The sequence below is a fragment of the Streptomyces sp. NPDC054770 genome (assembly GCF_053611985.1).
Window position 1 is genome coordinate 113895 of the sequence record NZ_JBSHBL010000017.1, and the last position, 24283, is coordinate 138177.

Annotated in this window: 21 protein-coding genes and 2 tRNA genes; 12 read left to right on the forward strand and 11 right to left on the reverse strand. The window is 70.5% G+C overall.

The genetic code is table 11. From position 1 onward, the window contains the following. The first annotated feature begins 53 nt into the window (after positions 1-53). From gyrB to ACWGKQ_RS17765, 4 genes are all read left to right on the forward strand, one after another. A complete protein-coding gene (gene gyrB, locus ACWGKQ_RS17750; protein ID WP_453292839.1) occupies positions 54-2117 on the forward strand; it encodes a DNA topoisomerase (ATP-hydrolyzing) subunit B in 2064 nt (687 codons plus the stop codon). 42 nt (positions 2118-2159) lie between these two features. Beyond that, positions 2160-4754 (forward strand): DNA gyrase subunit A, encoded by a 2595-nt coding sequence (gene gyrA, locus ACWGKQ_RS17755; protein ID WP_453292840.1) that lies wholly within the window; start codon positions 2160-2162, stop codon positions 4752-4754. Positions 4755-4773: 19 nt separating this feature from the next. Continuing rightward, the gene (locus ACWGKQ_RS17760) at positions 4774-5568 is read left to right on the forward strand and encodes a DUF3566 domain-containing protein (RefSeq protein ID WP_453292841.1); all 795 of its coding nucleotides are present in this window, start codon (positions 4774-4776) and stop codon (positions 5566-5568) included. Between the two features lie 111 nt (positions 5569-5679). Then, positions 5680-5753, forward strand: a tRNA-Ile gene (locus ACWGKQ_RS17765). A 58-nt stretch (positions 5754-5811) separates the two neighbouring features. Here ACWGKQ_RS17765 and ACWGKQ_RS17770 read toward each other — a convergent pair. The 4 genes from ACWGKQ_RS17770 to ACWGKQ_RS17785 form a co-directional block, all read right to left on the reverse strand. Continuing rightward, positions 5812-6003 (reverse strand): hypothetical protein, encoded by a 192-nt coding sequence (locus tag ACWGKQ_RS17770; protein WP_453292842.1) that lies wholly within the window; start codon positions 6001-6003, stop codon positions 5812-5814. A 179-nt stretch (positions 6004-6182) separates the two neighbouring features. Further along, a complete protein-coding gene (locus ACWGKQ_RS17775; RefSeq protein ID WP_453292843.1) occupies positions 6183-10352 on the reverse strand; it encodes an nSTAND1 domain-containing NTPase in 4170 nt (1389 codons plus the stop codon). 345 nt (positions 10353-10697) lie between these two features. Continuing rightward, positions 10698-11159: a hypothetical protein gene (locus tag ACWGKQ_RS17780; RefSeq protein ID WP_453292844.1), complete on the reverse strand. Its 462-nt coding sequence runs from the start codon at positions 11157-11159 to the stop codon at positions 10698-10700. A gap of 140 nt (positions 11160-11299) precedes the next feature. Next, the gene (locus ACWGKQ_RS17785) at positions 11300-11749 is read right to left on the reverse strand and encodes a DoxX family protein (RefSeq protein WP_453292845.1); all 450 of its coding nucleotides are present in this window, start codon (positions 11747-11749) and stop codon (positions 11300-11302) included. A 229-nt stretch (positions 11750-11978) separates the two neighbouring features. Between ACWGKQ_RS17785 and ACWGKQ_RS17790 the strand changes: the two genes are divergently transcribed. From ACWGKQ_RS17790 to ACWGKQ_RS17800, 3 genes are read left to right on the forward strand one after another with little or no spacing between them, the layout of a single operon-like run. Then, entirely contained in the window at positions 11979-13190 is a 1212-nt protein-coding gene (locus tag ACWGKQ_RS17790; RefSeq protein WP_453292846.1) for an amidohydrolase family protein, read from the forward strand. Between the two features lie 49 nt (positions 13191-13239). Next, positions 13240-13455, forward strand: coding sequence for a ferredoxin (locus tag ACWGKQ_RS17795; protein ID WP_453292847.1), 216 nt, complete (start codon positions 13240-13242; stop codon positions 13453-13455). A 3-nt stretch (positions 13456-13458) separates the two neighbouring features. Then, positions 13459-14394, forward strand: coding sequence for an FkbM family methyltransferase (locus tag ACWGKQ_RS17800; protein WP_453292848.1), 936 nt, complete (start codon positions 13459-13461; stop codon positions 14392-14394). Positions 14395-14476: 82 nt separating this feature from the next. Here ACWGKQ_RS17800 and ACWGKQ_RS17805 read toward each other — a convergent pair whose 3' ends face one another. From ACWGKQ_RS17805 to ACWGKQ_RS17815, 3 genes are all read right to left on the reverse strand, one after another. Next, on the reverse strand, positions 14477-15289 hold the full coding sequence (locus ACWGKQ_RS17805; RefSeq protein ID WP_453292849.1) for a glycosyltransferase family 2 protein: 813 nt from the start codon (positions 15287-15289) through the stop codon (positions 14477-14479). After that, positions 15286-16074: a GntR family transcriptional regulator gene (locus ACWGKQ_RS17810; protein ID WP_453292850.1), complete on the reverse strand. Its 789-nt coding sequence runs from the start codon at positions 16072-16074 to the stop codon at positions 15286-15288. Before ACWGKQ_RS17810 ends, ACWGKQ_RS17805 begins: the two co-directional genes overlap by 4 nt. 214 nt (positions 16075-16288) lie before the next feature. Continuing rightward, positions 16289-16633: a DUF6344 domain-containing protein gene (locus ACWGKQ_RS17815; protein ID WP_453292851.1), complete on the reverse strand. Its 345-nt coding sequence runs from the start codon at positions 16631-16633 to the stop codon at positions 16289-16291. A 350-nt stretch (positions 16634-16983) separates the two neighbouring features. Between ACWGKQ_RS17815 and ACWGKQ_RS17820 the strand changes: the two genes are divergently transcribed. Next, a complete protein-coding gene (locus ACWGKQ_RS17820) occupies positions 16984-17112 on the forward strand; it encodes a DLW-39 family protein (protein WP_003999697.1) in 129 nt (42 codons plus the stop codon). Between the two features lie 154 nt (positions 17113-17266). Then, positions 17267-18568 (forward strand): hypothetical protein, encoded by a 1302-nt coding sequence (locus tag ACWGKQ_RS17825; protein WP_453292852.1) that lies wholly within the window; start codon positions 17267-17269, stop codon positions 18566-18568. On the opposite strand, the gene ACWGKQ_RS17830 is transcribed toward ACWGKQ_RS17825, so the two are convergent. Beyond that, positions 18532-20040 (reverse strand): serine/threonine-protein kinase, encoded by a 1509-nt coding sequence (locus ACWGKQ_RS17830; RefSeq protein ID WP_453292853.1) that lies wholly within the window; start codon positions 20038-20040, stop codon positions 18532-18534. The two genes, ACWGKQ_RS17825 and ACWGKQ_RS17830, sit on opposite strands and share 37 nt — an antisense overlap. Before the next feature lie 159 nt (positions 20041-20199). Then, positions 20200-20748, reverse strand: a complete 549-nt coding sequence (locus tag ACWGKQ_RS17835) for a helix-turn-helix domain-containing protein (protein WP_046727633.1) — start codon at positions 20746-20748, stop codon at positions 20200-20202. Positions 20749-20933: 185 nt separating this feature from the next. Between ACWGKQ_RS17835 and ACWGKQ_RS17840 the strand changes: the two genes are divergently transcribed. After that, a tRNA-Ala gene (locus ACWGKQ_RS17840) sits at positions 20934-21006 on the forward strand. A gap of 106 nt (positions 21007-21112) precedes the next feature. On the opposite strand, the gene ACWGKQ_RS17845 is transcribed toward ACWGKQ_RS17840, so the two are convergent. Beyond that, positions 21113-21814, reverse strand: coding sequence for a DUF5324 family protein (locus ACWGKQ_RS17845; protein WP_453292854.1), 702 nt, complete (start codon positions 21812-21814; stop codon positions 21113-21115). Positions 21815-22105: 291 nt separating this feature from the next. On the opposite strand from ACWGKQ_RS17845, the gene ACWGKQ_RS17850 reads away from it, so the two are divergent. Then, the gene (locus tag ACWGKQ_RS17850; protein WP_453292855.1) at positions 22106-22639 is read left to right on the forward strand and encodes a peptidylprolyl isomerase; all 534 of its coding nucleotides are present in this window, start codon (positions 22106-22108) and stop codon (positions 22637-22639) included. A 98-nt stretch (positions 22640-22737) separates the two neighbouring features. Beyond that, a complete protein-coding gene (locus ACWGKQ_RS17855) occupies positions 22738-23637 on the forward strand; it encodes a rhomboid family intramembrane serine protease (RefSeq protein WP_453292856.1) in 900 nt (299 codons plus the stop codon). Between the two features lie 319 nt (positions 23638-23956). Here ACWGKQ_RS17855 and crgA read toward each other — a convergent pair whose 3' ends face one another. Beyond that, positions 23957-24211, reverse strand: a complete 255-nt coding sequence (gene crgA, locus ACWGKQ_RS17860) for a cell division protein CrgA (RefSeq protein WP_089100431.1) — start codon at positions 24209-24211, stop codon at positions 23957-23959. Positions 24212-24283: the final 72 nt, after the last annotated feature.

Genomic DNA, 24283 nt, shown 5'->3' on the forward strand with positions numbered 1-24283 from the left:
TACCAACGCAACATGCCGCAGCCGCTCCGGCAACCCGCCGACGAGCCTGGCTCGTGCTGTGCCAGAAAGGGCGCTTCGTGGCCGATTCCGGCAACCCCAACGAGAACATCCCGTCCACCGACGCCGGCGCGAACGGTGAGGTCACCGCCTCTTACGACGCCAGCGCCATCACCGTCCTCGAAGGGCTGGACGCGGTCCGCAAGCGACCCGGTATGTACATCGGCTCGACCGGCGAGCGCGGCCTGCACCACCTTGTGTACGAGGTCGTGGACAACTCCGTCGACGAGGCTCTGGCGGGCCACGCGGACACGATCGACGTGACGATCCTGGCCGACGGCGGCGTGCGCGTCGTCGACAACGGCCGTGGCATCCCCGTCGGCATCGTGGCGTCCGAGGGCAAGCCGGCCGTCGAGGTCGTGCTGACCGTGCTGCACGCGGGCGGCAAGTTCGGCGGTGGCGGTTACGCGGTCTCCGGCGGTCTGCACGGTGTGGGTGTGTCCGTCGTGAACGCGCTGTCGTCCAGGGTGTCCGTCGAGATCAAGACCGACGGCCACCGCTGGACGCAGGACTACAAGCTCGGCGTCCCCACGGCTCCGCTGGCCAAGCACGAGGAGACCGACGAGACCGGTACCTCGGTCACGTTCTGGGCGGACCCGGACATCTTCGAGACCACCGAGTACTCCTTCGAGACGCTGTCGCGGCGCTTCCAGGAGATGGCGTTCCTCAACAAGGGCCTGACGATCAAGCTCACCGACGAGCGCGAGTCGGCGAAGGCGGTGGCCGGGGCGGACGAGGCCGGCGCCGACGAGAAGGCCGAGGTCAAGACTGTCACGTACCACTACGAGGGCGGCATCGTCGACTTCGTGAAGTACCTCAACTCCCGCAAGGGCGACGTGGTGCACCCGACGGTGATCGACCTGGAGGCCGAGGACAAGGACAAGAGCCTGTCCCTCGAGGTCGCCATGCAGTGGAACAGCGGCTACAGCGAGGGTGTGTACTCGTTCGCCAACATCATCCACACGCACGAGGGCGGCACCCACGAGGAGGGCTTCCGTGCGGCGCTGACCTCGCTGATCAACAAGTACGCGCGCGACAAGAAGCTGCTCCGCGAGAAGGACGACAACCTCACCGGTGACGACATCCGCGAGGGTCTGACCGCGATCATCTCGGTCAAGCTGAGCGAGCCGCAGTTCGAGGGCCAGACGAAGACCAAGCTGGGCAACACGGAGGCCAAGACCTTCGTGCAGAAGGCGGTCTACGAGCACCTGAACGACTGGCTGGACCGCAACCCGGTGGAGGCCGCGGACATCATCCGCAAGGGCATCCAGGCGGCCACCGCGCGCGTGGCGGCCCGCAAGGCCCGCGACCTCACCCGCCGCAAGGGCCTCCTGGAGTCGGCGTCCCTGCCGGGCAAGCTCTCCGACTGCCAGTCGAACGACCCCACCAAGTGCGAGATCTTCATCGTCGAGGGAGACTCCGCCGGCGGCTCGGCCAAGTCCGGCCGCAACCCGCAGTACCAGGCGATCCTTCCGATCCGGGGCAAGATCCTCAACGTCGAGAAGGCGCGGATCGACAAGATCCTGCAGAACCAGGAGATCCAGGCGCTGATCTCCGCCTTCGGCACGGGTGTGCACGAGGACTTCGACATCGAGAAGCTCCGCTATCACAAGATCATCCTGATGGCGGACGCCGACGTCGACGGCCAGCACATCTCCACCCTGCTGCTGACCTTCCTGTTCCGCTTCATGCGGCCGCTGGTCGAGGCCGGGCACGTGTACCTCTCCCGCCCGCCGCTCTACAAGATCAAGTGGGGCCGGGACGACACGGAGTACGCGTACTCGGACCGCGAGCGTGACGCGCTCCTGGAGATGGGGCGGCAGCGCGGCAAGCGGGTCCGCGAGGACTCGATCCAGCGCTTCAAGGGTCTCGGTGAGATGAACGCCGAGGAGCTGCGCATCACCACGATGGACCAGGAGCACCGGGTCCTCGGCCAGGTCACCCTGGACGACGCCGCCCAGGCCGACGACCTGTTCTCGGTCCTGATGGGTGAGGACGTCGAGGCCCGCCGCGCGTTCATCCAGCGCAACGCCAAGGACGTCCGCTTCCTCGACATCTGAGTCGGTCTCAGCTGACCGCACCAGGAAGGATCTTGACCAGCCATGACCGACGAGAACACTCCCGTCACCCCTGAAGAGGGCGGCGAGCTCGCGATGCGTGTCGAGCCCGTCGGGCTCGAGACGGAGATGCAGCGCTCGTACCTGGACTACGCGATGTCCGTCATCGTGTCCCGTGCGCTGCCCGACGTCCGCGACGGCCTCAAGCCCGTGCACCGCCGCGTCCTGTACGCGATGTACGACGGCGGCTACCGCCCCGAGCGCGGCTTCTACAAGTGCGCCCGTGTCGTCGGCGACGTCATGGGCAACTACCACCCGCACGGCGACTCCTCCATCTACGACGCCCTGGTGCGCCTCGCCCAGCCGTGGTCGATGCGGATGCCGCTGGTGGACTCCAACGGCAACTTCGGCTCCCCGGGCAACGACCCGGCGGCCGCCATGCGGTACACCGAGTGCAAGCTGGCGCCGCTGTCGATGGAGATGGTCCGTGACATCGACGAGGAGACCGTCGACTTCACGGACAACTACGACGGCCGCTCCCAGGAGCCGACCGTCCTGCCGGCCCGCTTCCCGAACCTGCTGATCAACGGTTCGGCCGGTATCGCGGTCGGCATGGCGACCAACATCCCGCCGCACAACCTGCGCGAGGTCGCGGCCGGTGCCCAGTGGTACCTGGAGAACCCGGACGCCTCGCACGAGGAGCTCCTGGACGCGCTGATCGAGCGCATCAAGGGCCCCGACTTCCCGACCGGCGCCCTCGTCGTCGGCCGCAAGGGCATCGAGGAGGCCTACCGCACGGGCCGCGGCTCCATCACCATGCGCGCGGTCGTCGAGGTCGAGGAGATCCAGAACCGCCAGTGCCTGGTGGTCACGGAGCTGCCGTACCAGACCAACCCCGACAACCTCGCGCAGAAGATCGCCGACCTGGTGAAGGACGGCAAGGTCGGCGGTATCGCCGACGTCCGCGACGAGACCTCCTCGCGCACCGGCCAGCGGCTGGTCATCGTGCTGAAGCGGGACGCGGTCGCCAAGGTCGTCCTCAACAACCTGTACAAGCACACCGACCTGCAGTCCAACTTCGGCGCCAACATGCTGGCGCTGGTCGACGGCGTGCCGCGCACGCTGTCCCTGGACGCGTTCATCCGGCACTGGGTGACGCACCAGATCGAGGTCATCGTCCGGCGGACGAAGTTCCGGCTGCGCAAGGCCGAGGAGCGGGCGCACATCCTGCGCGGCCTGCTGAAGGCGCTGGACGCGATCGACGAGGTCATCGCGCTGATCCGGGCGAGCGACACGGTCGACATCGCGCGTACGGGCCTGATGGACCTCCTGGAGATCGACGAGATCCAGGCCAACGCCATCCTTGAGATGCAGCTGCGGCGACTGGCCGCCCTGGAGCGCCAGAAGATCATCCAGGAGCACGACGAACTCCAGGCGAAGATCACCGAGTACAACGAGATCCTCGCCTCGCCGGTCCGGCAGCGCGGCATCGTCAGCGCCGAGCTGGCCGCGATCGTGGAGAAGTTCGGCGACGACCGCAAGACCATGCTGGTGCCCTACGACGGTGACATGTCCATCGAGGACCTGATCGCCGAGGAGGACATCGTCGTCACGGTCTCGCGCGGCGGCTACGTCAAGCGGACCAAGACCGTCGACTACCGGGCGCAGAAGCGCGGCGGCAAGGGCGTGCGCGGTACGAAGCTGAAGGAAGACGACATCGTCGACCACTTCTTCGTCTCGACCACGCACCACTGGCTGCTGTTCTTCACGAACAAGGGCCGGGTGTACCGGGCGAAGGCGTACGAGCTGCCGGACGCCGGCCGGGACGCGCGCGGTCAGCACGTGGCGAACCTGCTGGCCTTCCAGCCGGACGAGGCGATCGCCGAGATCCTCGCGATCCGGGACTACGACGCGGCGGACTACCTGGTGCTCGCCACCAAGGCCGGTCTGGTCAAGAAGACGCCTCTGAAGGATTACGATTCGCCCCGTTCCGGCGGTGTCATCGCGATCAACCTGCGGGAGCGCGAGGACGGTTCCGATGACGAACTGATCGGTGCCGAGCTGGTTTCGGCGGACGATGATCTGCTTCTGATCAGCAAGAAGGCACAGTCGATCCGGTTCACCGCCTCCGACGACACTCTGCGGCCCATGGGCCGGGCCACCTCCGGTGTCAAGGGCATGAGTTTCCGTGCGGACGATGAACTTCTGTCGATGAATGTTGTTCGACCCGGTACGTTCGTGTTCACTGCCACCGACGGGGGGTACGCGAAGCGGACCCGTGTCGACGAGTACCGCGTCCAGGGCCGCGGCGGCCTCGGCATCAAGGCCGCCAAGATCGTGGAGGACCGCGGTTCGCTGGTCGGCGCGCTGATCGTCGAGGAGAACGACGAGATCCTCGCCATCACCCTGTCCGGCGGTGTGATTCGTACGCGAGTCAGCGGGGTCAGGGAGACGGGCCGTGACACCATGGGCGTCCAACTGATCAACCTGGGCAAGCGCGATGCCGTCGTCGGCATCGCACGTAACGCCGAGGCCGGCAGCGAGGCGGAGGAAGTCGACGGCGAGGATGCCGTGGACGAGACCGCCGAGGGTGTCGCGACCAGCGGCACGGACGAGGGTGAGGCGCCCTCGGCCGAGTAGGCACGAGGAGTGAGTCATCGTGAGCGGAGCCACGGGCGCCGGATCGGCCGGTACCTCGACGGGTACGGATGCGGACGGCGGCGGCCGTGGCTCCGCCGCGTCCGACGGGGGCGGTGCGGCGCCGCAGCAGGCGGACACGCACACGACCCAGCTGAAGGCGATCAAGGCGCCCGTGAAGGCGCCCGCGCCGGACGCACAGGGATCGCAGGGGGGATCTGTGACCGACACCCGAGGACCGGCCGCGCCGGGCGACCGGCCGGCGCCCGCGCAGCCGCCGCAGCAGGGCACTTCCCCGCTGCCCGGGGAACGCCGTGCCGAGCAGGCCGCCGGGCCCTACCACCCGCCGCAGGCCTACCCGGCGCAGCAGGCCGCACAGGCCGCGCAGGGGCCCTCGGGGGCCGTACGGCGGCCGCGTACCGGCGCCGGTACGCGTACCGCCCCGCGCACCCGCAAGGCCCGGCTGCGGGTCGCCAAGGCCGACCCCTGGTCGGTGATGAAGGTCAGCTTCCTGCTCTCCATCGCGCTGGGCATCTGCTCGATCGTGGCGGCGGCGGTGCTGTGGATGGTCCTGGACGCGATGGGGGTGTTCTCGACGGTCGGCGGCACGATCTCGGAGGCGACCGGCTCGAACGAGTCGAACGGCTTCGACCTCCAGTCGTTCCTCTCGCTCCCGCACGTCCTGACGTTCACGGCGATCATCGCGGTCATCGACGTCGTCCTCGCGACGGCGCTGGCGACCCTCGGCGCGTTCATCTACAACCTCTCCGCGGGCTTCGTCGGCGGCATCGAGCTGACCTTGGCCGAGGACGAGTAACCGGAGTTCAAACCTCTCCTGAAGCTCCCCCGACAACCGATTTTGGGACTGCCCCGGTCGTGCGCTAATCTTCAGGAGTCAGCGCGCGGGACACATACCGCAGAGCGCGGCGGGGCTATAGCTCAGTTGGTTAGAGCGCATCCCTGATAAGGATGAGGCCACAGGTTCAAATCCTGTTAGCCCCACATCGTGAAGACCCCCGGTCCGGATGGATCGGGGGTCTTTTGTTGGCGGTCTGTCGTGTCAGTCCTCGTCGTCCGACGAGGAGCCGCGTCGGACGGAGATGATCAGGATCGCGATCAGCGCCAGGATGACCAGGACCGCGATCAGACCCCACAGCCCGGACGACCAATCCGCGCCCGTGTGCCGCTTGAGAGGCGACAGGCCGCCGGGGCCGGTGGCGAGCATCGCACGCGTCGTGTCCCTCGGATTCATGGGGCGAAGCGTAGGGCCCGGCGCCGCATGACAGAACCCGACCGCTGGCGACGGGGGATGCACCAGCGATCGGGCTGTAGTCAGCCTAACAAGGTGGCCTGTGCGGTGGGAGTCAACTTCTCAGCCGTGATGAGCAGTTGTGATCGGGATCACTCAAAGGCGGTCATCGGTGGGGTGGATCAGGTGGCGCAGGGCGGGTCGTAGGCGAGGCGGGGGAGGTACTCGCGCCACTTGGCGGGGGTCAGGACGTGGCGGGTGACCGAGCAGATGCGGGTGACCGCATGGTCGACGTCCAGGCTCCACAGCCGGACGGTGTCGGCGCCGCTGGAGACGCCCAGCATGTTGCTCCGCGGGCTGAAGGAGAGGAAGTTGCCCGTCTTGGCGTTGGGGCTCATGGACTGGCCGATCGGGTGGGCCGAGGACGGGGAGGAGACGTTCCAGAGGCGGACCGTGTTGTCGTTGCCGCCGCTGGCCAACGTCCTGCCGTCGCGGCTGAAGGTCAGGGAGACGACCGCCTCGGTGTGGCCGGTGAGGACCGCGCCCAGCCGGGTCGCGTGCGCGGGGTCGGCGACGTTCCAGAGGCGGACCGTGTCGTCGTCGCTGCCGCTGGCCAGGGTGCGCCCGTCAGGGCTGTAGGCGAGGGTGTTGACGGGGCCCAGGTGGCCCTCGAGGGGGCTGCCCAGGGGCCTGGCGCGGGTCCGGTCGGCGACGTTCCAGAGGCGGACCGTGCCGTCCGCGCTGCCGCTGGCCAGGGTCCTGCCGTCCGGGCTGAAGACGAGCGCGTTGACGTAACCGGTGTGGCCCTTGAGGGTCTCGCCGAGGCGCCTCGGGTGGGCCGGGTCGCTGATGTCCAGGAGCTGGATCGTGCGGTCGTCGTAGTCGGCGGCCACGGTGCGCCCGTCGGGGCTCAGCGCCAGCGCCTCGGCACCCGCGTACCGGGTGTTCAGCCGGACCGGTGCGCCGTACTGGGCGGGGTGCGCGGGGTCGGAGACGTTCCACAGCTGCACCCAGCTGAGGTTGTTCTCGCTGGTCAGGATGGCGAGGGTGCGGCCGTCCCGGGTGAACACCATCGCGCGCAGGTCCCGTGACCCGGTCGTGAACGGCTCGCCGAGCGCCGTGGGCCGGGCCGGATCCGTGATGTTCCACAGCCGCATCCTGCTGTCGCCGCCGCCGGTGGCCAGGACCCGGCCGTCCGGGCTGAACGCCCCCGCCGCGCCGATCATGTCCGAACCCGGGATCGACCACAGCCGCGCCTTGCCGTCCCCGCTGCCGGTGGCGAGGGTGTGCCCGTCAGGGCTCCAGCCGACGGCGTACATCTCGCCGCTGCTGCCCGCGAGGGGCTCGCCCACCTGAGAGGGGAAGGCCGGATTGTCGACGTTCCACAGGCTGGCCGTGGAGTCCGCGCTGCCCGCGGCGAGCATGGAGCCGTCGGGGCTGAAGGCCACCGACCAGACGGGCCCGGTATGCCCGGTGAGCGGCCCGCCGAGGGCCTTGGCGTGCGCCCGGTCCGTGACGTCCCACAGCCGTATGGTGTCGTCCTTGCTGCCGCTGGCGAGGGTGCGGCCGTCCGGGCTGAAGGCCACCGAGTGCACGGTCCCGGTGTGCCCGGTCAGCGGGGCGCCGACGCGTCGGGGGCGCCGGGGGTCGGAGACGTCGTACAGCAGGATCGAGTTGTCGTCGCTGCCGGCCGCGAGGGTACGGCCGTCAGGGCTGAAGGCGATGGAGCGCACGGCCTCGGAGTGGCCGGTGAGGGTGCCCAGCGAAGCCGGATGGCGCGGGTCGTGCACGTCCCACAGGCGGACAGTGTGGTCCTCGTCGGCGGCGGCCAGGGTACGGCCGTCCGGGCTGAAGGCGACGAGGTAGACGGTGCCGTCGTTACCGGCCAGCGGGGAGCCCAGGGAGGTGGGGTGCTTCGGGTCGGAGACGTCCCACAGGCGTACGGTGCCGTCGTCGCCGGCGCTGGCCAGGGTCCTGCCGTCCGGGCTGAAGACCGCGCTGGAGACCCAGCTCGTGTGGCCGAGCAGGGGCTTGCCCAGGGCTTTCGGCCGGGTCGGGTCGCTCACGTCCCACAGCCGGACCGTGCGGTCGTAGGCGGCGGTGGCCAGGACCTTGCCGTCGGGGCTGAAGGTGGTGAGGTAGACGGCGCCGGTGTGGCCGAGCAGCGGTGTGGCCAGCGGGGCGTTGACGATGGAGATCAGGCGGTTGTTGGCGCCTTCGTCGTCCGGGCGCAGGTCGTGGGCCACCAGGTCGAGCTGAGCGGACAGCGACGGGTCCGAGTACTGGAAACGGTCGGCCTCCGCGACCACCTGCTCGAACACCGCGTCGTCCCGCTGCTGCCGGGCGATCACGGCGGACCCGGCGGCCAGCACCGCGAGCACGACCAGCGCCGACACGGCGGCCCGGCTGATCCACACCGTGCGCCGGCGCAGCCGCACCGAGGCCGCCAGGAACTCCACCGCGCTGCGGGTCAGGAGGGTGTCACCGGCCGACTTCGCCCAGGTGTGGGCCTGTTCGAGCCGTGATCCCCGGTAGAGCAGGGCGGAGTCGTGACTCGACCCGTCCCAGGCCCGGCCGTCCTCCTCCAAGCGCTGGCGCAGCAGATTGCCGTGGCGGTCCTCGTCGAGCCACTCCCGCAGCCGGGGCCAGGCATGCAGCAGTGCCTCGTGGGTGATCTCCACGGTGTCGGCGTCGAGGGTCACCAGGCGGGCCCGGACCAGGGCCTCGAGTGACTCCTCCGTCTTGATCGGGTCGGTGGACTCCGCGGCCAGCTGGCGCCGGGTGCCACGTCTGCGGGTCGCCTGGGTGTCCTCGCCGAGCCGTACCAGGCGGAGCAGGAGCAGCCGGGCGGCGGTCCGGGCGGCCGGGTCCAGGCTGGACCAGGCGCGCTCGGCGGTTGCGGCGACGGCGCCCTGGATGCCGCCGGCGGCCCGGTACCCGGCCAGCGTCAGCCGGCCCGCCTTGCGGCGCTGCCAGGTGGCGAGCAGGGCGTGGGAGAGAAGGGGGAGGACACCGGCGTCATGGGCGCCCCGAGGGCCGTCCGCGCTCACCTCCCGGACGATCAGCTCGGCGAGGCCGGGCTCCAGCTCCAGGCCCACCGCCTTCGCCGGGGCGGTCACGGCCTCGCGCAGTTCGGGGGTGGTCAGCGGGCCGAGCACCATGTGCCGGTGCTGGAGCGCGTCGGCCAGCTCGGGGTAGCCGAGGCACTGCTCGTAGAAGTCGGCACGGATGCCGAGGACCACCAGGGCGGGGGCCGGTTCGCCGGGGGCGGCGGGGGTGCTGGCCGTGTGCAGGAGCTGGACGAAGGTGCGCCGGTCCGCCTCGTCGCCGCAGATGGTGAAGGTCTCCTCGAACTGGTCGACGATCACGACGGGGCGGCGGGTCGGACCGAGGTCCGGGCACTGCCATGTTTCACGTGAAACATCGACAGTGGGTGCGATGTCGGGCGATGCGTTGTCGGGCGACGCGGCGTCGGTCGGTGCGGTATGGGTCGGTACGGCGGCGGTGGCGGTCGGTACGGGGGCGGTCGATCCGGCCGGGCTCGGCACAGGCTCGGTTTCGCGTCGGGCCCACGTCCTGACCGCTTTCCGTACGGCGTCCGGATCGTCCGGGCCCGCCAGTCCGGCCAGTTCGGGTATGCGGCGGGTCAGCTCCTTCACGGGGTCGGCACCCGGGAGGAGTTGAAGGATGTGGCGCGGGCGGTCCTCGTCGTCGGTCAGGGCGCCGTTCTGCAACGCGGTGACCAGGCCGGCGTTCAGCAGCGAGGACTTCCCCGCACCCGAGGCGCCGACCAGCATCACCAGACCGCCGCCCGCCTCCGCGGAACGGAGCTGGTCGACCAGCGCGTCGGTGCTGCGTTCCCGGCCGAAGAACCAGCGGGCGTCGACCCGGCGGTAGGAGGCCAGACCCCGGTACGGGCAGACGCTGTCGACCGGCGGCGGCTGTTCCGTCTCCTCGGAAGCCTCCGGTGCGGGCAGTTCGCCGACCGGGTCGGCCACCGCGCGCTCCCAGAGCTTCTGCCAGTGGGTCATGTCGTAGAGCCCGCTGGACACCGGCACCGGCTGGGCGCGGCGCGCCTGCGGGATCAGGACCTGGAGGACGGCGGAGAGGGCGATGAACTGGGCGGGCACGTTCTTCGCCCGCCGCCAGTCGCTGATGCGCTGCGCGGAGACCCGTACGGGCCGGCCCCGCTCGTCGACGCGATGCAGTCGGTCGACCGCATCGGCGACCCGTTTGAGCGGAGGATTACCGGCCTCCCTGTACAGCAACGCGAGGCGCTCCGCGAAGGCTGTGCGTGCCCCTGCATCGGGACCCAAGGCTCTCCACCCCTTACTTCCCCCGCTGCTGGACATCCGGACCGGAAAACTCACTTTATACGGCTGACCTGCGGCGAAGCCCCTGACCGGACGCCCTGGCCTCCTCAGACGGGCTCCTCGACTGGCAGGATTTCACCGCAGCAACGCGGTGATCGGGTGTCGCCCCGACCGGCCGACCAGCTCAGCATTCGCAGAGACAGCTCACGGCACCGCATGTTCTCGGTCACCTTCGACCGGCGGCCCTCCGCCGGTGTGGCTGCACAGGACGAGCTGCTTCCGCGCACTGAGCGGGCCTCCGGTCCCGGTGCTCGGTCCGATGCCACCCGCGCCGTTCGGCACCGGTCCCCACGTGGGGAGGGACCGGAGCCGAACGGCACGGGTTCACATCCAGCCCGCGCTGCGTGCCGCCGCGACCGCGCGTTCCTCCGTGTCGTCGGCCTTCGCGTTCAGAGCCGTGTCCTGTCCCGCCGCCGTGCCGCCGGCCGCCGTCGCGGCCGCCTGGGATGCGGTGAGGGCGGCGCGCAGGGCGGTCGCCGTCTCGGCGCGGTCGTCCAGGGAGCCGGCCACCTGCGCGGCCAGCGCCGCGGTGGCGGCGGCGTTGCGGGCGCAGCGGGCGTCCGCCGCCGGGTCGGGTGCGGTGTCCGCCAGGACGGTGAGCGACTGGGCCGACAGCCGGAGCGCGTTCGCGGCCCGGCCGACCGGACTCGTCGGGACGGTCTGTGCCGAGTCGGGGGCGATTCCCGCGTGGCGGCAGGCGGCCAGGGCGCGCTCGTAGGCGCTGTGGGCGCGGGCCGAGTGCAGCTTTCTCAGGGTGTCCGCCGATGGGGAAGGGCCGGTCGTCATCTGTGCCTCCTCGCCGGGAGTGGCGTGCTGGGGCAGTGGGTCGCTGCGGGTCCGTGGGGGCTGGTCGCGCCCGCGCGGCGGTAGCCGCATATCAGATACAGCCCCGCGCCCCTTCGGAGCGCTCCTGAGGGGCGTCGCGGCTAGCCGAACAGTCCCAGTGCCGAGTCCACCGACCAGCTCTGCCAGCTGATCGCGAACAGGCCGGCCACGGAGATCAGGGCCATCATCAGGTTCTGCCCCTGTTCCGCCCAGTCGTGGATCATGAGGACCAGGTAGATCAGGTTGAGCAGGAACCCGGCCACCAGCGCGATCGGCGTGAGGAAGCCGGAGACCAGGCCGAGGCCCAGGGCGAGCTCCGCGTACGCCACGACGTAGGCCATCAGCCGGGGGCGGGGAGCGACGACGGTGTCGAAGCCCCGCCGGACCACCGGCCAGCGGTGCTTCTCCGCGACGCCGGCCGCCCACCGGATGCCCCCGCCGCCGAACCACTGCTTCTTGTCCTTGTGCCGCCAGCTCTCCAGCCACCACAGGCCGAGCCCGATGCGGAGCACCGCGAACCATTCGGCACCGCTCAGCAAGGCTGATCGCATCCCGCACCCTCCCCGGATCGGATCCCCGCGCATACCTGATGGACCGTCAGTTCAGCGGAAGGCGGCGTGGGTCGCAAGTGGGAGGGCGGGGCGAACTCCGGGAGGCCGGCGCCGCACGGGATGTGGCGGCCCTTGCTGGTGCAGGCTCCTGGGCCTAGCCTGAATGCCGACGGCTTATCTGATGGACCGTCAGATAAATTCGGAACTCCGCAGGCAGCAGGGGGTAGGCATGGCAGAGCACGCGACCGGCACCCAGGATCTGCCCAGGGTGATCAGTGTGGACGACCACGTGATCGAGCCCGCCCACCTCTTCGAGCGGTGGCTGCCGGGCAAGTACCGCGACAAGGGACCCAAGCCCTTCACCGCCGGCATCGGTGAACTCGCCTACGTCGGCGGCAAGTACCGCTTCACCACCGACCCCGAGGGCCAGACCACCGACTGGTGGGAGTACGAGGGCCTGCTCTTCCCGTACAAGCGCATCATCGCCGCCGTCGGCTTCTCCCGGGACGAGATGACGCTCGACGGCATCACCCGGGAGCAGATGCGACGCGGCTGCTGGGACCCCAAGGCCCGCCTGGAGGACATGGACATGAACCATGTCGAGGCCTCCCTCTGCTTCCCCACCTTCCCCCGTTTCTGCGGGCAGACCTTCGCCGAGGCCGACGACAAGGAGGTCGCGCTGGCCTGCGTCCGCGCCTACAACGACTGGATGGTCGAGGAGTGGTGCGGGGACAGCGGCGGCCGGCTGATCCCGCTGTGCCTGATCCCGCTGTGGGACATCGACCTGGCCGTCGCCGAGATCCGGCGCAACGCCGCGCGGGGCGTCCGGGCGGTCACCTTCAGCGAGATCCCCACCTACCTGGGCCTGCCGTCCATCCACTCCGGCTACTGGGACCCGTTCTTCGCGGCCTGCGAGGAGACCGGGACCGTCGTCAACATGCACATCGGGTCGAGTTCCCAGATGCCGGCCGCCTCACCGGACGCCCCGCCCGCCGTCCAGGCCTCGCTCAGCTTCAACAACGCCATGGCCTCGATGATGGACTTCCTCTTCTCCGGGGTCCTGGTGAAGTTCCCCCGGCTGAAACTCGCGTACAGCGAGGGCCAGATGGGCTGGATCCCGTACGCCCTGGAGCGCGCCGACGACGTCTGGGAGGAGCACCGCGCCTGGGGCGGGGTGAAGGACCTGATCCCCGAGCCGCCCTCGACGTACTACTACCGGCAGATCTTCTGCTGCTTCTTCCGCGACCGGCACGGCATCGAGGCGATCGAGACGATCGGCGTGGACAACGCGACGTTCGAGACGGACTACCCGCACGTCGACTCGACCTGGCCGGAGACCAAGCGGGTGGCCCAGGAGCACGTGGGCGGCCTGGCCCCGGAGATCGCCTACAAGCTGCTGCGCGGCAACGCCATCCGGATGCTGGAGCTGCCGTTCACATAGCCGGTGCGACGCCGGTTCAGCGGGTCCCCTGCTGGGCAGGGGACCTTCCATGAAGGTCTCCGTCGACGCCGATGTCTGTTATGGGTCGGGTGAATGTGCCTTCCGGGCCCCCGCTGTGTTCGGCTTCGAGGACGGGTACGGTTTCGTCCTGCCCGGACGCGAGGAGTCCGGGGAGCCCGGTGACGACGACGAACTGATCCGGGACATCGCCGAACGCTGCCCGTCGCAGGCGATCCGGATCAACGGCCGAAGGGTCACCGACTAGCGGATGAGCACCAGCCGTACCAGCCTGACCAGCCCCACCGAACTCCTGGCCACCCTCGGCCGCCGCTACGTCCGCGACTTCCCGCGCCCCTGGGGCAAGACCCTCGCGGCCCGCGCGCTCAACCCCTACCTGCGCGACCACCCCCGGCGGCGCGTCGTCGAGACGCTCTCCGGCGCCCGGTTCGCGGTCGACACCCAGGACCTCATCCAGCGCTACCTCTACCTCTTCGGGGTGTGGGAGCCGCACATGACCCGCTGGCTGCGCGGCCGGCTGGCGCCGGGGGACTGCTTCGTCGACGTCGGTGCCAACATCGGCGTCTTCAGCGTCCTCGCCTCCCGGCTGGTCGGGGAACGGGGCCGGGTCGTGGCCGTCGAGGCCTCCCCCGCCTTCCACCGCCGCCTCGAACAGCAGAGCGCGCTCAACGGCTGCCGGAACATCCGCGCGGTCAACGCCGCCGTCTCCGACACCCACCGCACCCTGACCTTCGTGCTCGCCAGCTCCCGCAACATGGGCGCCAACAGCATCGTTCCCTGGGACGGCCCCGCCGAGTCCAGCTTCGACATCGAGGCCGTGCCGCTGCCCGAACTGCTCCGCCCGGAGGAGATCGAGACCGCGCGCGTCATCAAGATCGACGTGGAGGGCGCCGAGGGCGCGGTGGTGCGCGGGCTCGCGCCCCTGCTGGAGAAGCTGCGCCCGGACGCCGAGATCACCGTCGAGGTCACCCCCGACCGGATGGCCCAGCTGGGCGACTCGGCGGACGACCTGCTGCGTACCATGACCGACGCCGGCTACCACGTCTACCGGCTCGCCAACAGCTACGCGGCCGACAGCTACCCCCGCGCCCTGCACGGCGAACCGGTGGTCCCGGTCCGCTGGGACCGCCCGGTGACCGAGGAGAGCGACCTGGTGTTCTCGCGCGTGGACGCGGCGACCCTGTAAGCGACCCGGCGACCCGGCGACCCGGCGACCCGGCGACCCGGCAGGACGGCAACCCGGCAGGACGGACGGTCGTACGGGTACGTCAGCCATACCGCCAGCCGAGCTCGGCCAGGGCCCGGGCCCGTGCCGCCACGACCGCCATGCGGGCCTCCCGTTCCACCGGGTCGGTGTGTGCGGGGCGGCCGGTGACCTGGCCCTCCCACTTGCGGTAGAGCAGCCCGGCCTCCGCCGAGAACCAGCCCCGGCTCACCGCGTCGAGGGCGAGCAGCAGCCCGGTGTCCTCGGAGGCGGGCAGCGCCATCCAGCCGCCGAGGGCCAGCAGCAGCTCGCGGCGGACGAAGAGGGTGGCCGGGTGGACCTGGGCGCGGAAGTCGTTCGCCGTCCAGTGGCCGAGCACCGTACCGCGCTCGACCGGGCCCTCCTCCGGGTCGCCGGGGAAACCGGCCGTGGAACCGTCCGGCAGCAGGTCCAGGGCCCGCGAGGTGGCCCAGCCGAGGTCCGGGCGGCCCTCCAGCGCGGCCAGGTCACGGCCCAGCGCACCCGGCGTGAGCTGGTCGTCGGCGTCGAGGACCTTGACGTACGGGCCCTCCGCCCGGGCCAGCGCGATGGTGCGCGCGACCCCGGGCCCCCCGGCGCGGCCCCGCCGGAACGACACCCGAGCGTCGTCGGGGACGTAGGCACGGACCTCGCCGCCGTCTGCGCCCACTGCGCCCACTGCGCCTGCGCCGGTCCCGCCGCCTCCGCCGTCTCCGTCCTCCTGGATCAGCCACTGCCACTCCCACCCGTCCGGCAGCCGCTGCTCGCACAGTGACTTGTATGCCTCGGGGAGGAAACGGGCCGACGGTGCGTGGACCGCGGTGACGACGGTGATGCGCCGGGTCACGGCAGCGCTCACCACCTTTCCAGGCGTGTGGTGAAGAGCAGTTCGGTGCGGTCGCCGGGGAGCGTGACGGTGGTGATGTCCACGATGCGGTCGTGGATGTCGTACGACGTCTTGCGCAGCAGGATCACCGAGGTGCCGGCCGGCAGGTCCAGCTCCCGGGCCTCCTCGGGCGTCGGCGGGCGGGCGGTGAAGCGTTCCTCGACGCGGTCGACCTCGATGCCGACGGTGTGCAGCTGGTTCTGGGTGCCGCCCGGCCAGGGTTCGTTCGTCTCGTCCAGGAGATCCGGGTTGGCCGCGATCAGGTCGCGGACCAGGTAGGAGGTCACCAGGTTGAAGGGGGCGGTCTCGGCCGCGTGCCGGGTCCGGTAGGTGCGCTCCAGGAGCACGCTGCCTTCCGGCACCCCGAAGGCGTCGGCGAGGTCGCTGGGCGCGGTCAGTTCGCGGTAACGGGCGAAGAAGACCAGGTCGTCGATGACCAGGCCGGTCTCCCGCTCGGTCGCGCCGGTCTCGGCCCGGGTGGCCTCCGGCATCCGGGCGCGGTCCTTCTCCCACTGGTGCCGTCCGTTGTCGCGGATCGCGCGGGTGCGCGGGCGGCGCACGAAGGTGCCGCTGCCGTGCCGCCTGTCGATCAGTCCCTCCGCGCTGAGCAGGCGCAACGCGTTCTGGATCGTGGGCACGCTACGGCCGTGCTGCCGGGCCAGCTCCGCCTCGGAGGGCAGCCGGGCGCCGGGCTTGAGCTCGCCGTTCCGGATGGCACGGCGGAGGTCGTCGGCGATCTCCTCGTAGGCCTTGGGCACATGATCAGCCTACGACTCCTTAAGAGGAGTTGTGGAGTCGAACGATTCCGTCCGTGAATGTATTGATACATGCGTGTATGGATGCATGCGTGTACGGATGTGCGGAGGCCCGCGACCGGATAGGTCCCGGTCGCGGGTCTGTGTCGCAGTAGGCGCTGGTACGTACGCAAGTCGCCCTTGCGCCGTTGCGTCCGAGCCGTCTGTACCGGCGGGGTCAGCAGTCGAGCGGTGCCGCGGGTGGTTCGGCCGAAGTCTCCGACTCGGTGGTGTCCAGGGGGTGCTGTCGGCAGCCGGGGGTCTTGCCGTGGGCCTCGGCCCGGATCCGCTGCTTCATCGTGGGGGGCAGGGACCTGGCGTGGGACCAGAGCCAGTGGCTTTGGGCCGGGATGGTCACCCGGTCTCCCGTGGGGTGGTCTTCGCCGGTGCTGTTGCGCGGGGTCTCGGTCTGCGGTACCGCGGCGGCGGTGGCGGTGGAGACGAATCCGAGCGCCGTGCACAGCGCGAGGAAGGCGGTGACGAAGGCGGTCCACAGCTTCATGACCTTGGAGTTCCGGGCCATGGCCCCTCACTTTCGGGTTGGGCGATTTGCGTACTTTCCTCATGATGTGTATGGGGCTCGCGAAGTGGGGGACGCCGGACTGTGGCGCGTCGATGTTCTGATGAACACCACTCGGACGGGTGCATGGCGTGGGAAAAATCCCAAGAAAGGTCCATGAAGGGAGTCGAGAGGGAGCAAAGTAACCGTCCGTGGGGGTGTGATCACCCTCAGATCAGAGCGGTCCGACCTCGCGCAACGCCTTGTGGCGGACCGGAGTTGGGCTCGGATGCCAGGTCACCGATCGATATCGGTCGGTGTGTATAGTCGGGCGCCAGAGGTCCCCTACGTCAAGGAAGAGACGAGGTCGCGCGGTGAAGAAGCTTCTCCTGGTCGCACTGGCCGCCATCGGCGGGCTCCTCGTGTACCGCCAGATCCAGGCGGATCGCGCCGAGCAGGATCTGTGGACGGAGGCGACTGACTCCGTGCCCACGGGTTCGTGAGTACCGACAACAGACGACACTGAGACCCCGGCCGCCCGAGCGGTCGGGGTTTTGCGTTGTACGGATCGCCGGGTGGCGCGGGCGCGCGCGAGGCAGTATGGGGCCCGCCGGTCCGGGACTTCCGCGGCCGGCGGACGACGGCTGGGGGGCGCGCGTGATACGGCGGTGGCGTACGGCGGCACGGCGGGGCATCGGAGTGACGGCCGCCCTCGCACTCACGGCACTGCTGCCGGCCTCCGCGGCCTCCGCGGCCGGCGACAGCGGATACGCCTTCGCCCCCGGCGCCCGCACGGTCAGCGGAGCGTCAGGCACCACGGACGCCGTACCGCTGGAGCCCGGCACCACCTACCGCAGCACCCTCCCGGACAAGGGCCGGCGGTACTTCCGCCTCGAACTCGCCGCCGACACCACTGCCTACGTCCCGGTCACCGCCGTCCCGCCCGCCGACGCCACCGTCTCCGCCAGCGACGGCATCGAGGTCTCGGTCGAGGACGCCAACGGCGCCCCCTGCGACTACAACAGCGCCAGCTTCGGCGCCGGGCTCAGCCCCCGGCCGGTCACGGCGGTGGGACGCCGGGACGCGGGCAAGGCGCTGTGCAAGGACGCCGGCACCTACTACGTGGTCGTCGAGCGGCTCACGTCCGGCTCGCGGACCACCTCCCCGGGCAGCTGGGACCTGGAGATCGCCCCCGTCACCGAACCGGCCCTGGCCAGGGCCGGCGCCACCACCGCCCCCGGGACCTGGAACTCCGCGTCACCCGAGCCGCTCTCCGGAACCCCCCATCACCGCGCCGCGGGCGCCGGCTTCAGCACGGCCCGCGCCCTGGACCAGGGCGTCTGGCAGACCGACATCACACCCGGCCAGACCCTCTACTACGCCGTCCCGGTCGACTGGGGCCAGCAGCTCCACGCCACCGTCGACCTCGGCAGCGCCGGCGGCGACAACCACGGCTATGTCAGTGCCGCGCTCAACCTCTCCCTCTACAACCCGGTCCGCGGCTACGTCGACGACGTCTCCCTCGGCTACGACGGCACCCAGAAGTCGTCCTCCCTCACCCCCCTGCCACCCGTGGCCTACGCCAACCGGTACGCCGTGCCCCGCGCCGAGAACTCCGTCCGCTTCGCCGGCGCCTACTACCTCGTCGTCCACCTCACCGGGCAGACCGCGGACACCTTCGGGCCGGGGCCGTACGGCGTCACGCTCCGGGTCCGTGTCGACGGCACCCCGAACTCCGGTCCCGCGTACGCCGGTTCGCCGGTCCCGAAGGGCGTCTTCGACGTGTCCGCGGCCCGGGGGAGCCTCGGGACCGCGGCCGGCGACGACGACACGGCGATGCGGGCGCTCGCGGCCGGCGGCATCGGTACGGGCACCGCCCTGCTGCTCGCCCTGGGCGTGTGGACCCTGACCGCCCGGCGCGCTCAGACCCGGGCCAACGCCCAGAAACCGACGGCGTAACAGGCCAGCGCCAGGAGCAGGATGGGCACGGCCGCCCTGGCGGGAGGACCGGGCCGACGCGCCCGCCGCCGACGCCGGCCGTGGGTGCGGACCGACGGCGGCGGGGCCTGCGGATCACGCGCGGTGTAGGTGGCGGTGTCGGTGTCCGGCCCGGCCGGGGGGAGTGGCTGCGCGGGCGGCCACGGGGTGTGGGGCTGCGCGACCGGGGCGGCCTGCTGCGGCACCTGCTGTGGCAACGGCTGCTGGGCGTACGGCGGGTACGGCGGTGCCTGCCCGGGCCGCTCCGCGGCGGCGGAAGCCGGAGTGACCGGAGCCGAGGCCGGGGGCGGGGGTGGGGGCAGCCGGAAACTGCCGGTGTCGGACAGGGAGACGGGGGCCGCCGGGGTTCCGGTGCTGCCGGTGTCGCCAGTCCTGCCGGTGCTGGTCACCAGGGACCCGCCAGCATTCCCCGCCCCGGCCCCGGGCGCCGCCGTACCCGCACCGGTAGCCGTCCCTGCGGCCGCCTCCGAGCCCGTACCGGTCCCTGTCCCGGCCGCCTCCGAGCTGCTCGTACCGGTCCCCGTCCCCGCCGTACCGCCCCCCGAGGCCACCCGCACCGGACCCCCGGGCCCGAACCCCGTGGGCAATGGGCCCAGTTGGTCGAAGATCTCGATCGTCTCGTCGGCGGCGTCCGTCTCCGGGAGGAGTTCTCTGGCCTCGGCGAGGGCTCTGCGGGCTCCGGTGGCCGTGCGGAAGCGCGCACGGGGGTCCGGCTGGAGAAGGCTCGCGACGACCTGCCAGAGCGGGTCCGGGATGCCCTTGGGCGCCCCCGGGGTGCCGTGTTCGGCGAAGTGCTGGACAAGCGCCTTGGCGTCGGGCTTGGCGCCTTCCAGGAGATACAGCGCGACCAGGCCGACGGCGAACAGGTCGGCCGTGAAGTCGGGCTCGGCGCCCAGAAGTTGCTCGGGGGCGATGTAACCCGGCGTGCCCACCACGAGGTTGGTCTCGGTCAGCCGGGCCTCACCGAGCCGCATGGCGATACCGAAGTCGGACAGGCGCAGCCGGGGACGGCCGGTGCCGGTCGCTTCGAGCAGGATGTTCGCGGGCTTGACGTCGCGGTGGACCACGTCCTCGGCATGCACCGCGGCGAGCCCGGACAGGAGCTGGTCGAGGAGGGTGCAGACGAACGCGGGGGGCAGCGGGCCGTAGTCCCCGACCAGGTGGACCAGCGAGCCGCCGGCGACCAGGTCCATCGTGAACAGGACCTTGTCGTCGTCGGCGGCCCAGCTGGCCGGAGCCAGGACATGGGGGTGGTCGATGCGCAGCGCCTGCTCCCGCACGAAGCGCAGGAGCGCGTGGGCGTCGCTCTGCTGGAGCACCTTGGCCGCCACATAGCGCTTGCGCCGGTGGTCCCAGGCGCGCCAGACAGCGCCCACTCCGCCATGACCGATCGGGTCGGCCAGTTCGTACCGGCCCGCGAAGACCTCACCCATGACTGCCCGCAGCCCTCCCCCTCTGGTCCCCCTGCCCCCCGCCTGTTACCCCCCTTGCTTCCCCCGGATGAGCGATACGACCCCTCTCGCGTGACCCCCTCTGCCAGGGCCTGGCCCCGCCCGGTTCACCGGACCCCCTCCGGTGCGCCGGGCCGTGGCTCAGCTCTGGTGCGACTGGTAGTGCGTGACCGCGTCCGAGGTACGGCCGGCACCGTAGACCCGGAGGAACTCCGCCAGCTCCGGGTGGGTCGGAGCGAGCGTGTCCGCCGCGTCGATGATGTCACCGGCGGCGGCCACCGAGCGCAGCAGCGACTGGATCTCCCGCACCACCCGCTTCACCGTCGGCGCCCCCGAACCGCTTGTCGTCTGCGTGGTGTTGCTGAGCACCGAGCCCCCCTGGGACTTCTTGATCTCGTCCATGCGCTCGGTCGCCTCGGCCGCGCTCACGCTGCCGTCCGCCACCTGTGCCGCCAGATCCTGGAGCAACTGCACCCGCTGGACCACGGCCGGGTTTCCGATCTTCGCCCGCTGGCCGCTCATCAGCTGCGACAACATGGGCGCGGACAGTCCGAGGACCGCCGCGAGACGTGCCTGGTTGAGCCCCAGGTCGTCGATGAGCTTACGGAAGAGCGCCCCCAACGGCTCTCCGTACCAGTTCCGCTGCAGCTCCCGCGCTCTGGCGGTGGCTTCCTGCTGTGCGGCGTCCATTGCGTCTCCCCATCGCTTCCCCAAAAAAACCACGGTTCGCTACAGCGAACCCCGTCGAGCATCTTACGGAGAGTGGTCATCTGCGGGGACCCCCAATCTTTTTGCGAGGTACGGGGGGTGACCCGGTACTCTGGTCTGCGGCACCGACCCTGCGGATCTCTCGCTTGGCCGGTCGCTTCCCGTACGGGGCCTTAGCTCAGTTGGTAGAGCGCCGTCTTTGCATGGCGGATGTCAGGGGTTCGACTCCCCTAGGCTCCACAACAAACCCCTCTGACCTGCGTAAACGCGGTCAGAGGGGTTCTTTGTTCGCTCTTGCGGTCAGCCGTCCTCCGGTTTCACGTGAAACGGCACGGGTCCGCCGGGCTCAGCGGTTCTTGTCGTCCCGGGAACGGGATCCCTGCTCCTCCGCCTCCTTGGCCTGCACCTCGGGATCGAGGGGCGAGCTGCCGTCCACCGAGTTGAGACGCCCCGGATCAGGGACCTCGGTGGCGGCCGGCGGCTCGACCAGCCAGTCCGGGTTGGCCTGCTTGTCCCACCACTTCCAGGCGGCGAAAGCCGCCCCGGCCAGGACACCGAACGCGGCGAACGCCTTGAACGCACGGCCGCACGCCGAGCGCCGCTGGTTCCGGCGCGCCAGCTTCTCGATGTCCTCGGCCGAGACATTGCCGCGCAACGCCGCCAGCGCGGCGGCACCCCGCGCGGTGGCCTCCTCACGGACCGGACCGGCCGCTGCCACCGCCTGCTCGATCCTCGGACGCGAGTAGTCGGCGGCCTGCCGGGCCGCCCTGCGCGTCAGGTCGGCGGCGTCGTGCGCGGCCTGGTCCACCTTCGGCGGTACATGGGTGCGGGCCTGCTCCAGGCGCGGCACGAGACGGGCGTCGTACTGGACGCGGGCCTGCTCGGCGGCCTGCGACACCACGGGCGCGAGCCGTACGCGTGCCTCCTGCGCGTAGTACGCGGCACGCTCCTTGGCCGTGTCGGCATAGGGCGCCACCGCATCCGCGGCGTGCCGCACGCTGTCCTTCGCCGAACTGGTCGCGGCGCGCACGCTTTCTTTGCGGGTCACGGGTTTCCTCCTCCTCGGTGGCGTACGGTATTTCGACTTTCCACCCTTTTACGGATCATGCCTGCCCCCGGGCCGAGCGGCGCGCGAGGACGGGCATACGGGTGCAACCAGAGCTAAGAGGGGCTTGTCGACGACAATGCCACGGATCGGTGCCGCGCGCCCCCGCATGACAGAAGGGGTTCCGCAAGTGATTCGTGAGGATCCGGGTCCGGAAACTCCGGACGGGCGTCGGACCTGCCGTACCGTGCGAGGATCGGGGCACTGAATCCGAGCTACAACGGAAGGCGGACCGTGGCCGAGCAGCTCTACGCCACCCTGAAGACCAGCCTCGGCGACATCGAGGTCCGGCTCTTCCCGAACCACGCGCCCAAGACGGTCCGGAACTTCGTCGAACTGGCGCAGGGTGAGCGTGAGTGGACCCACCCGGACACCGGCACGGTCTCCACCGACCCGCTCTACGACGGCACGGTCTTCCATCGGGTGATCAGCGGCTTCATGATCCAGGGCGGCGACCCGGTCGGCACCGGCATCGGCGGCCCCGGCTACAAGTTCGAGGACGAGTTCCACCCCGACCTGCGCTTCGACCGCCCCTACCTGCTCGCCATGGCCAACGCCGGCCCCCGCACCAACGGCTCCCAGTTCTTCATCACGGTCAACCCCGCTCCCCACCTCAACCGCAAGCACACCATCTTCGGCGAGGTCGTCGACCCGGCCGGCCAGAAGGTCGTGGACAGCATCGCCGCCGTCCCCGTCAGCGGACCCAACAAGCGGCCGGTGAACGCCGTCGTCGTCGAGACCGTCGTCGTCGAGAAGCGCGGCGGCTGACGGGTCCGAAAGGGAAGCACCCGAAGGGAACCAAACGCCCCGCTCGTCCGTAAGGATGGGCGGGGCGGAACAATGCCCACGACGAGCGAGGGGACCTCATGGAGGACCAGGCGACAGGCAGCGCGCGAGACGCCCACAGCCTGCCCAAGTGCTACCGGCACCCGGACCGGGAGACCGGCGTACGCTGCACCCGCTGCGAGCGCCCCATCTGCCCCGAGTGCATGGTCAGCGCCTCCGTGGGCTTCCAGTGCCCCGAATGCGTCCGTGGCACGGCCACCGGCCAGAGCGGCCCGCCCCTGGCCGCCTCCCGGCCCCGCACCCTCGCCGGCGGCACGGTCACCGCCGACCCACGGCTGCTCACCAAGATCCTGATCGGCGTCAACATCGCGGTCTTCCTGGTGCAGCTGTCCGTCGGGAACAGTTTCACCAACCACTTCGAGATGATCGGCCAGGCCCAGTACTCCCAGTTCAGCCCGCTCGAGGGAGTGGCGCAGGGACAGTACTACCGCATGCTGACCGCGATGTTCCTGCATGATCCGACGAACCCCATGCACATCGTGTTCAACATGCTCAGCCTGTGGTGGATCGGCGGCCCCCTGGAAGCCGCCCTCGGCCGGGCCCGCTACCTCACGCTCTACTTCGTCTCCGGCCTGGCCGGCAGCGCCCTCACCTACCTGCTCGCCGCCCAGAACCAGCCCTCGCTCGGTGCCTCCGGCGCGATCTTCGGCCTCTTCGGCGCGACCGCGGTGCTCATCCGCCGGCTCAACTACGACATGCGGCCGATCATCGCCCTGCTGGTGATCAACCTCATCTTCACCTTCAGCGGCGGCATCGCCTGGCAGGCCCACATCGGCGGCCTGGTCGCCGGTGTCGTCACCGGTTACGCGATGGTGCACGCCCCGCGCGAGCGGCGGAACCTGATCCAGTACGGCACCTGTGCGCTGGTGCTGGTCCTGGCCGTGGTGCTCACGGTCGTCCGGACCGCCCAGCTCACCTGAGGCCGGGGCCAAGGCCGAGAGCCGAGCCCGAAGCACTGATCACGGCGGCGCACCGCACCGATACCGAACCGTTGTCCACAGTCGGTGGCCGATCTTGTGCACAACGTGCCCGCACAACTGTGCCCCCTCCCACTCACCTGCGTTTCCGCAGGTCAGGGAGGGGGCAAGTGGTTTGGTGTCGGGTGTTGTGGTAGTCGTACCGGCGTCAACACTCAACGGGTTATCCACAGATCGTCGTCTTTTCCCCAGGAGGGTGTGGACAGCAGGTCAGGCCTGTGGATAACTCAGCGAACAGCCCTGGGCAGAGCTGTCGGCCGGGCTACTTCCACTGTGTGGAGACGCCGAAGCCGGCCGCGATGAAGCCGAAGCCCACGACGATGTTCCAGTTGTCGAGGCTGTCGATCGGCAGCGAACCGTCGGTCACATAGAAGACGACGATCCAGGCCAGCCCGATGAGGAACATGGCCAGCATCACCGGAGCGACCCAGCCGCGGCTGTTGAGCTTGATGGCGGTCGCCTGCTTCGCCGGGGGCGGCGTGTAGTCGGCCTTCTTGCGGATACGTGACTTCGGCACGAGGGTCTCTCCTGTCGATGCGCTGCGTGGCCGCGCAGGTAACTGGGTCGGGCTCGGGGCAGCGTACAAGGG

Excerpts from the sequence above, each read along its gene's own strand:
- ACWGKQ_RS17815 (WP_453292851.1), bottom strand. The coding sequence starts at position 16,633 with ATGGCCCGGAACTCCAAGGTCATGAAGCTGTGGACCGCCTTCGTCACC.
- ACWGKQ_RS17770 (WP_453292842.1), bottom strand. The coding sequence starts at position 6,003 with ATGAATCCGAGGGACACGACGCGTGCGATGCTCGCCACCGGCCCCGGC.
- ACWGKQ_RS17855 (WP_453292856.1), top strand. The coding sequence starts at position 22,738 with ATGGAGGACCAGGCGACAGGCAGCGCGCGAGACGCCCACAGCCTGCCC.
- ACWGKQ_RS17790 (WP_453292846.1), top strand. The coding sequence starts at position 11,979 with ATGGCAGAGCACGCGACCGGCACCCAGGATCTGCCCAGGGTGATCAGT.
- ACWGKQ_RS17780 (WP_453292844.1), bottom strand. The coding sequence starts at position 11,159 with ATGACGACCGGCCCTTCCCCATCGGCGGACACCCTGAGAAAGCTGCAC.
- ACWGKQ_RS17785 (WP_453292845.1), bottom strand. The coding sequence starts at position 11,749 with ATGCGATCAGCCTTGCTGAGCGGTGCCGAATGGTTCGCGGTGCTCCGC.
- ACWGKQ_RS17795 (WP_453292847.1), top strand. The coding sequence starts at position 13,240 with ATGAAGGTCTCCGTCGACGCCGATGTCTGTTATGGGTCGGGTGAATGT.
- ACWGKQ_RS17800 (WP_453292848.1), top strand. The coding sequence starts at position 13,459 with ATGAGCACCAGCCGTACCAGCCTGACCAGCCCCACCGAACTCCTGGCC.
- gyrA (WP_453292840.1), top strand. The coding sequence starts at position 2,160 with ATGACCGACGAGAACACTCCCGTCACCCCTGAAGAGGGCGGCGAGCTC.
- ACWGKQ_RS17830 (WP_453292853.1), bottom strand. The coding sequence starts at position 20,040 with ATGGGTGAGGTCTTCGCGGGCCGGTACGAACTGGCCGACCCGATCGGT.
- ACWGKQ_RS17835 (WP_046727633.1), bottom strand. The coding sequence starts at position 20,748 with ATGGACGCCGCACAGCAGGAAGCCACCGCCAGAGCGCGGGAGCTGCAG.
- ACWGKQ_RS17775 (WP_453292843.1), bottom strand. The coding sequence starts at position 10,352 with ATGTCCAGCAGCGGGGGAAGTAAGGGGTGGAGAGCCTTGGGTCCCGAT.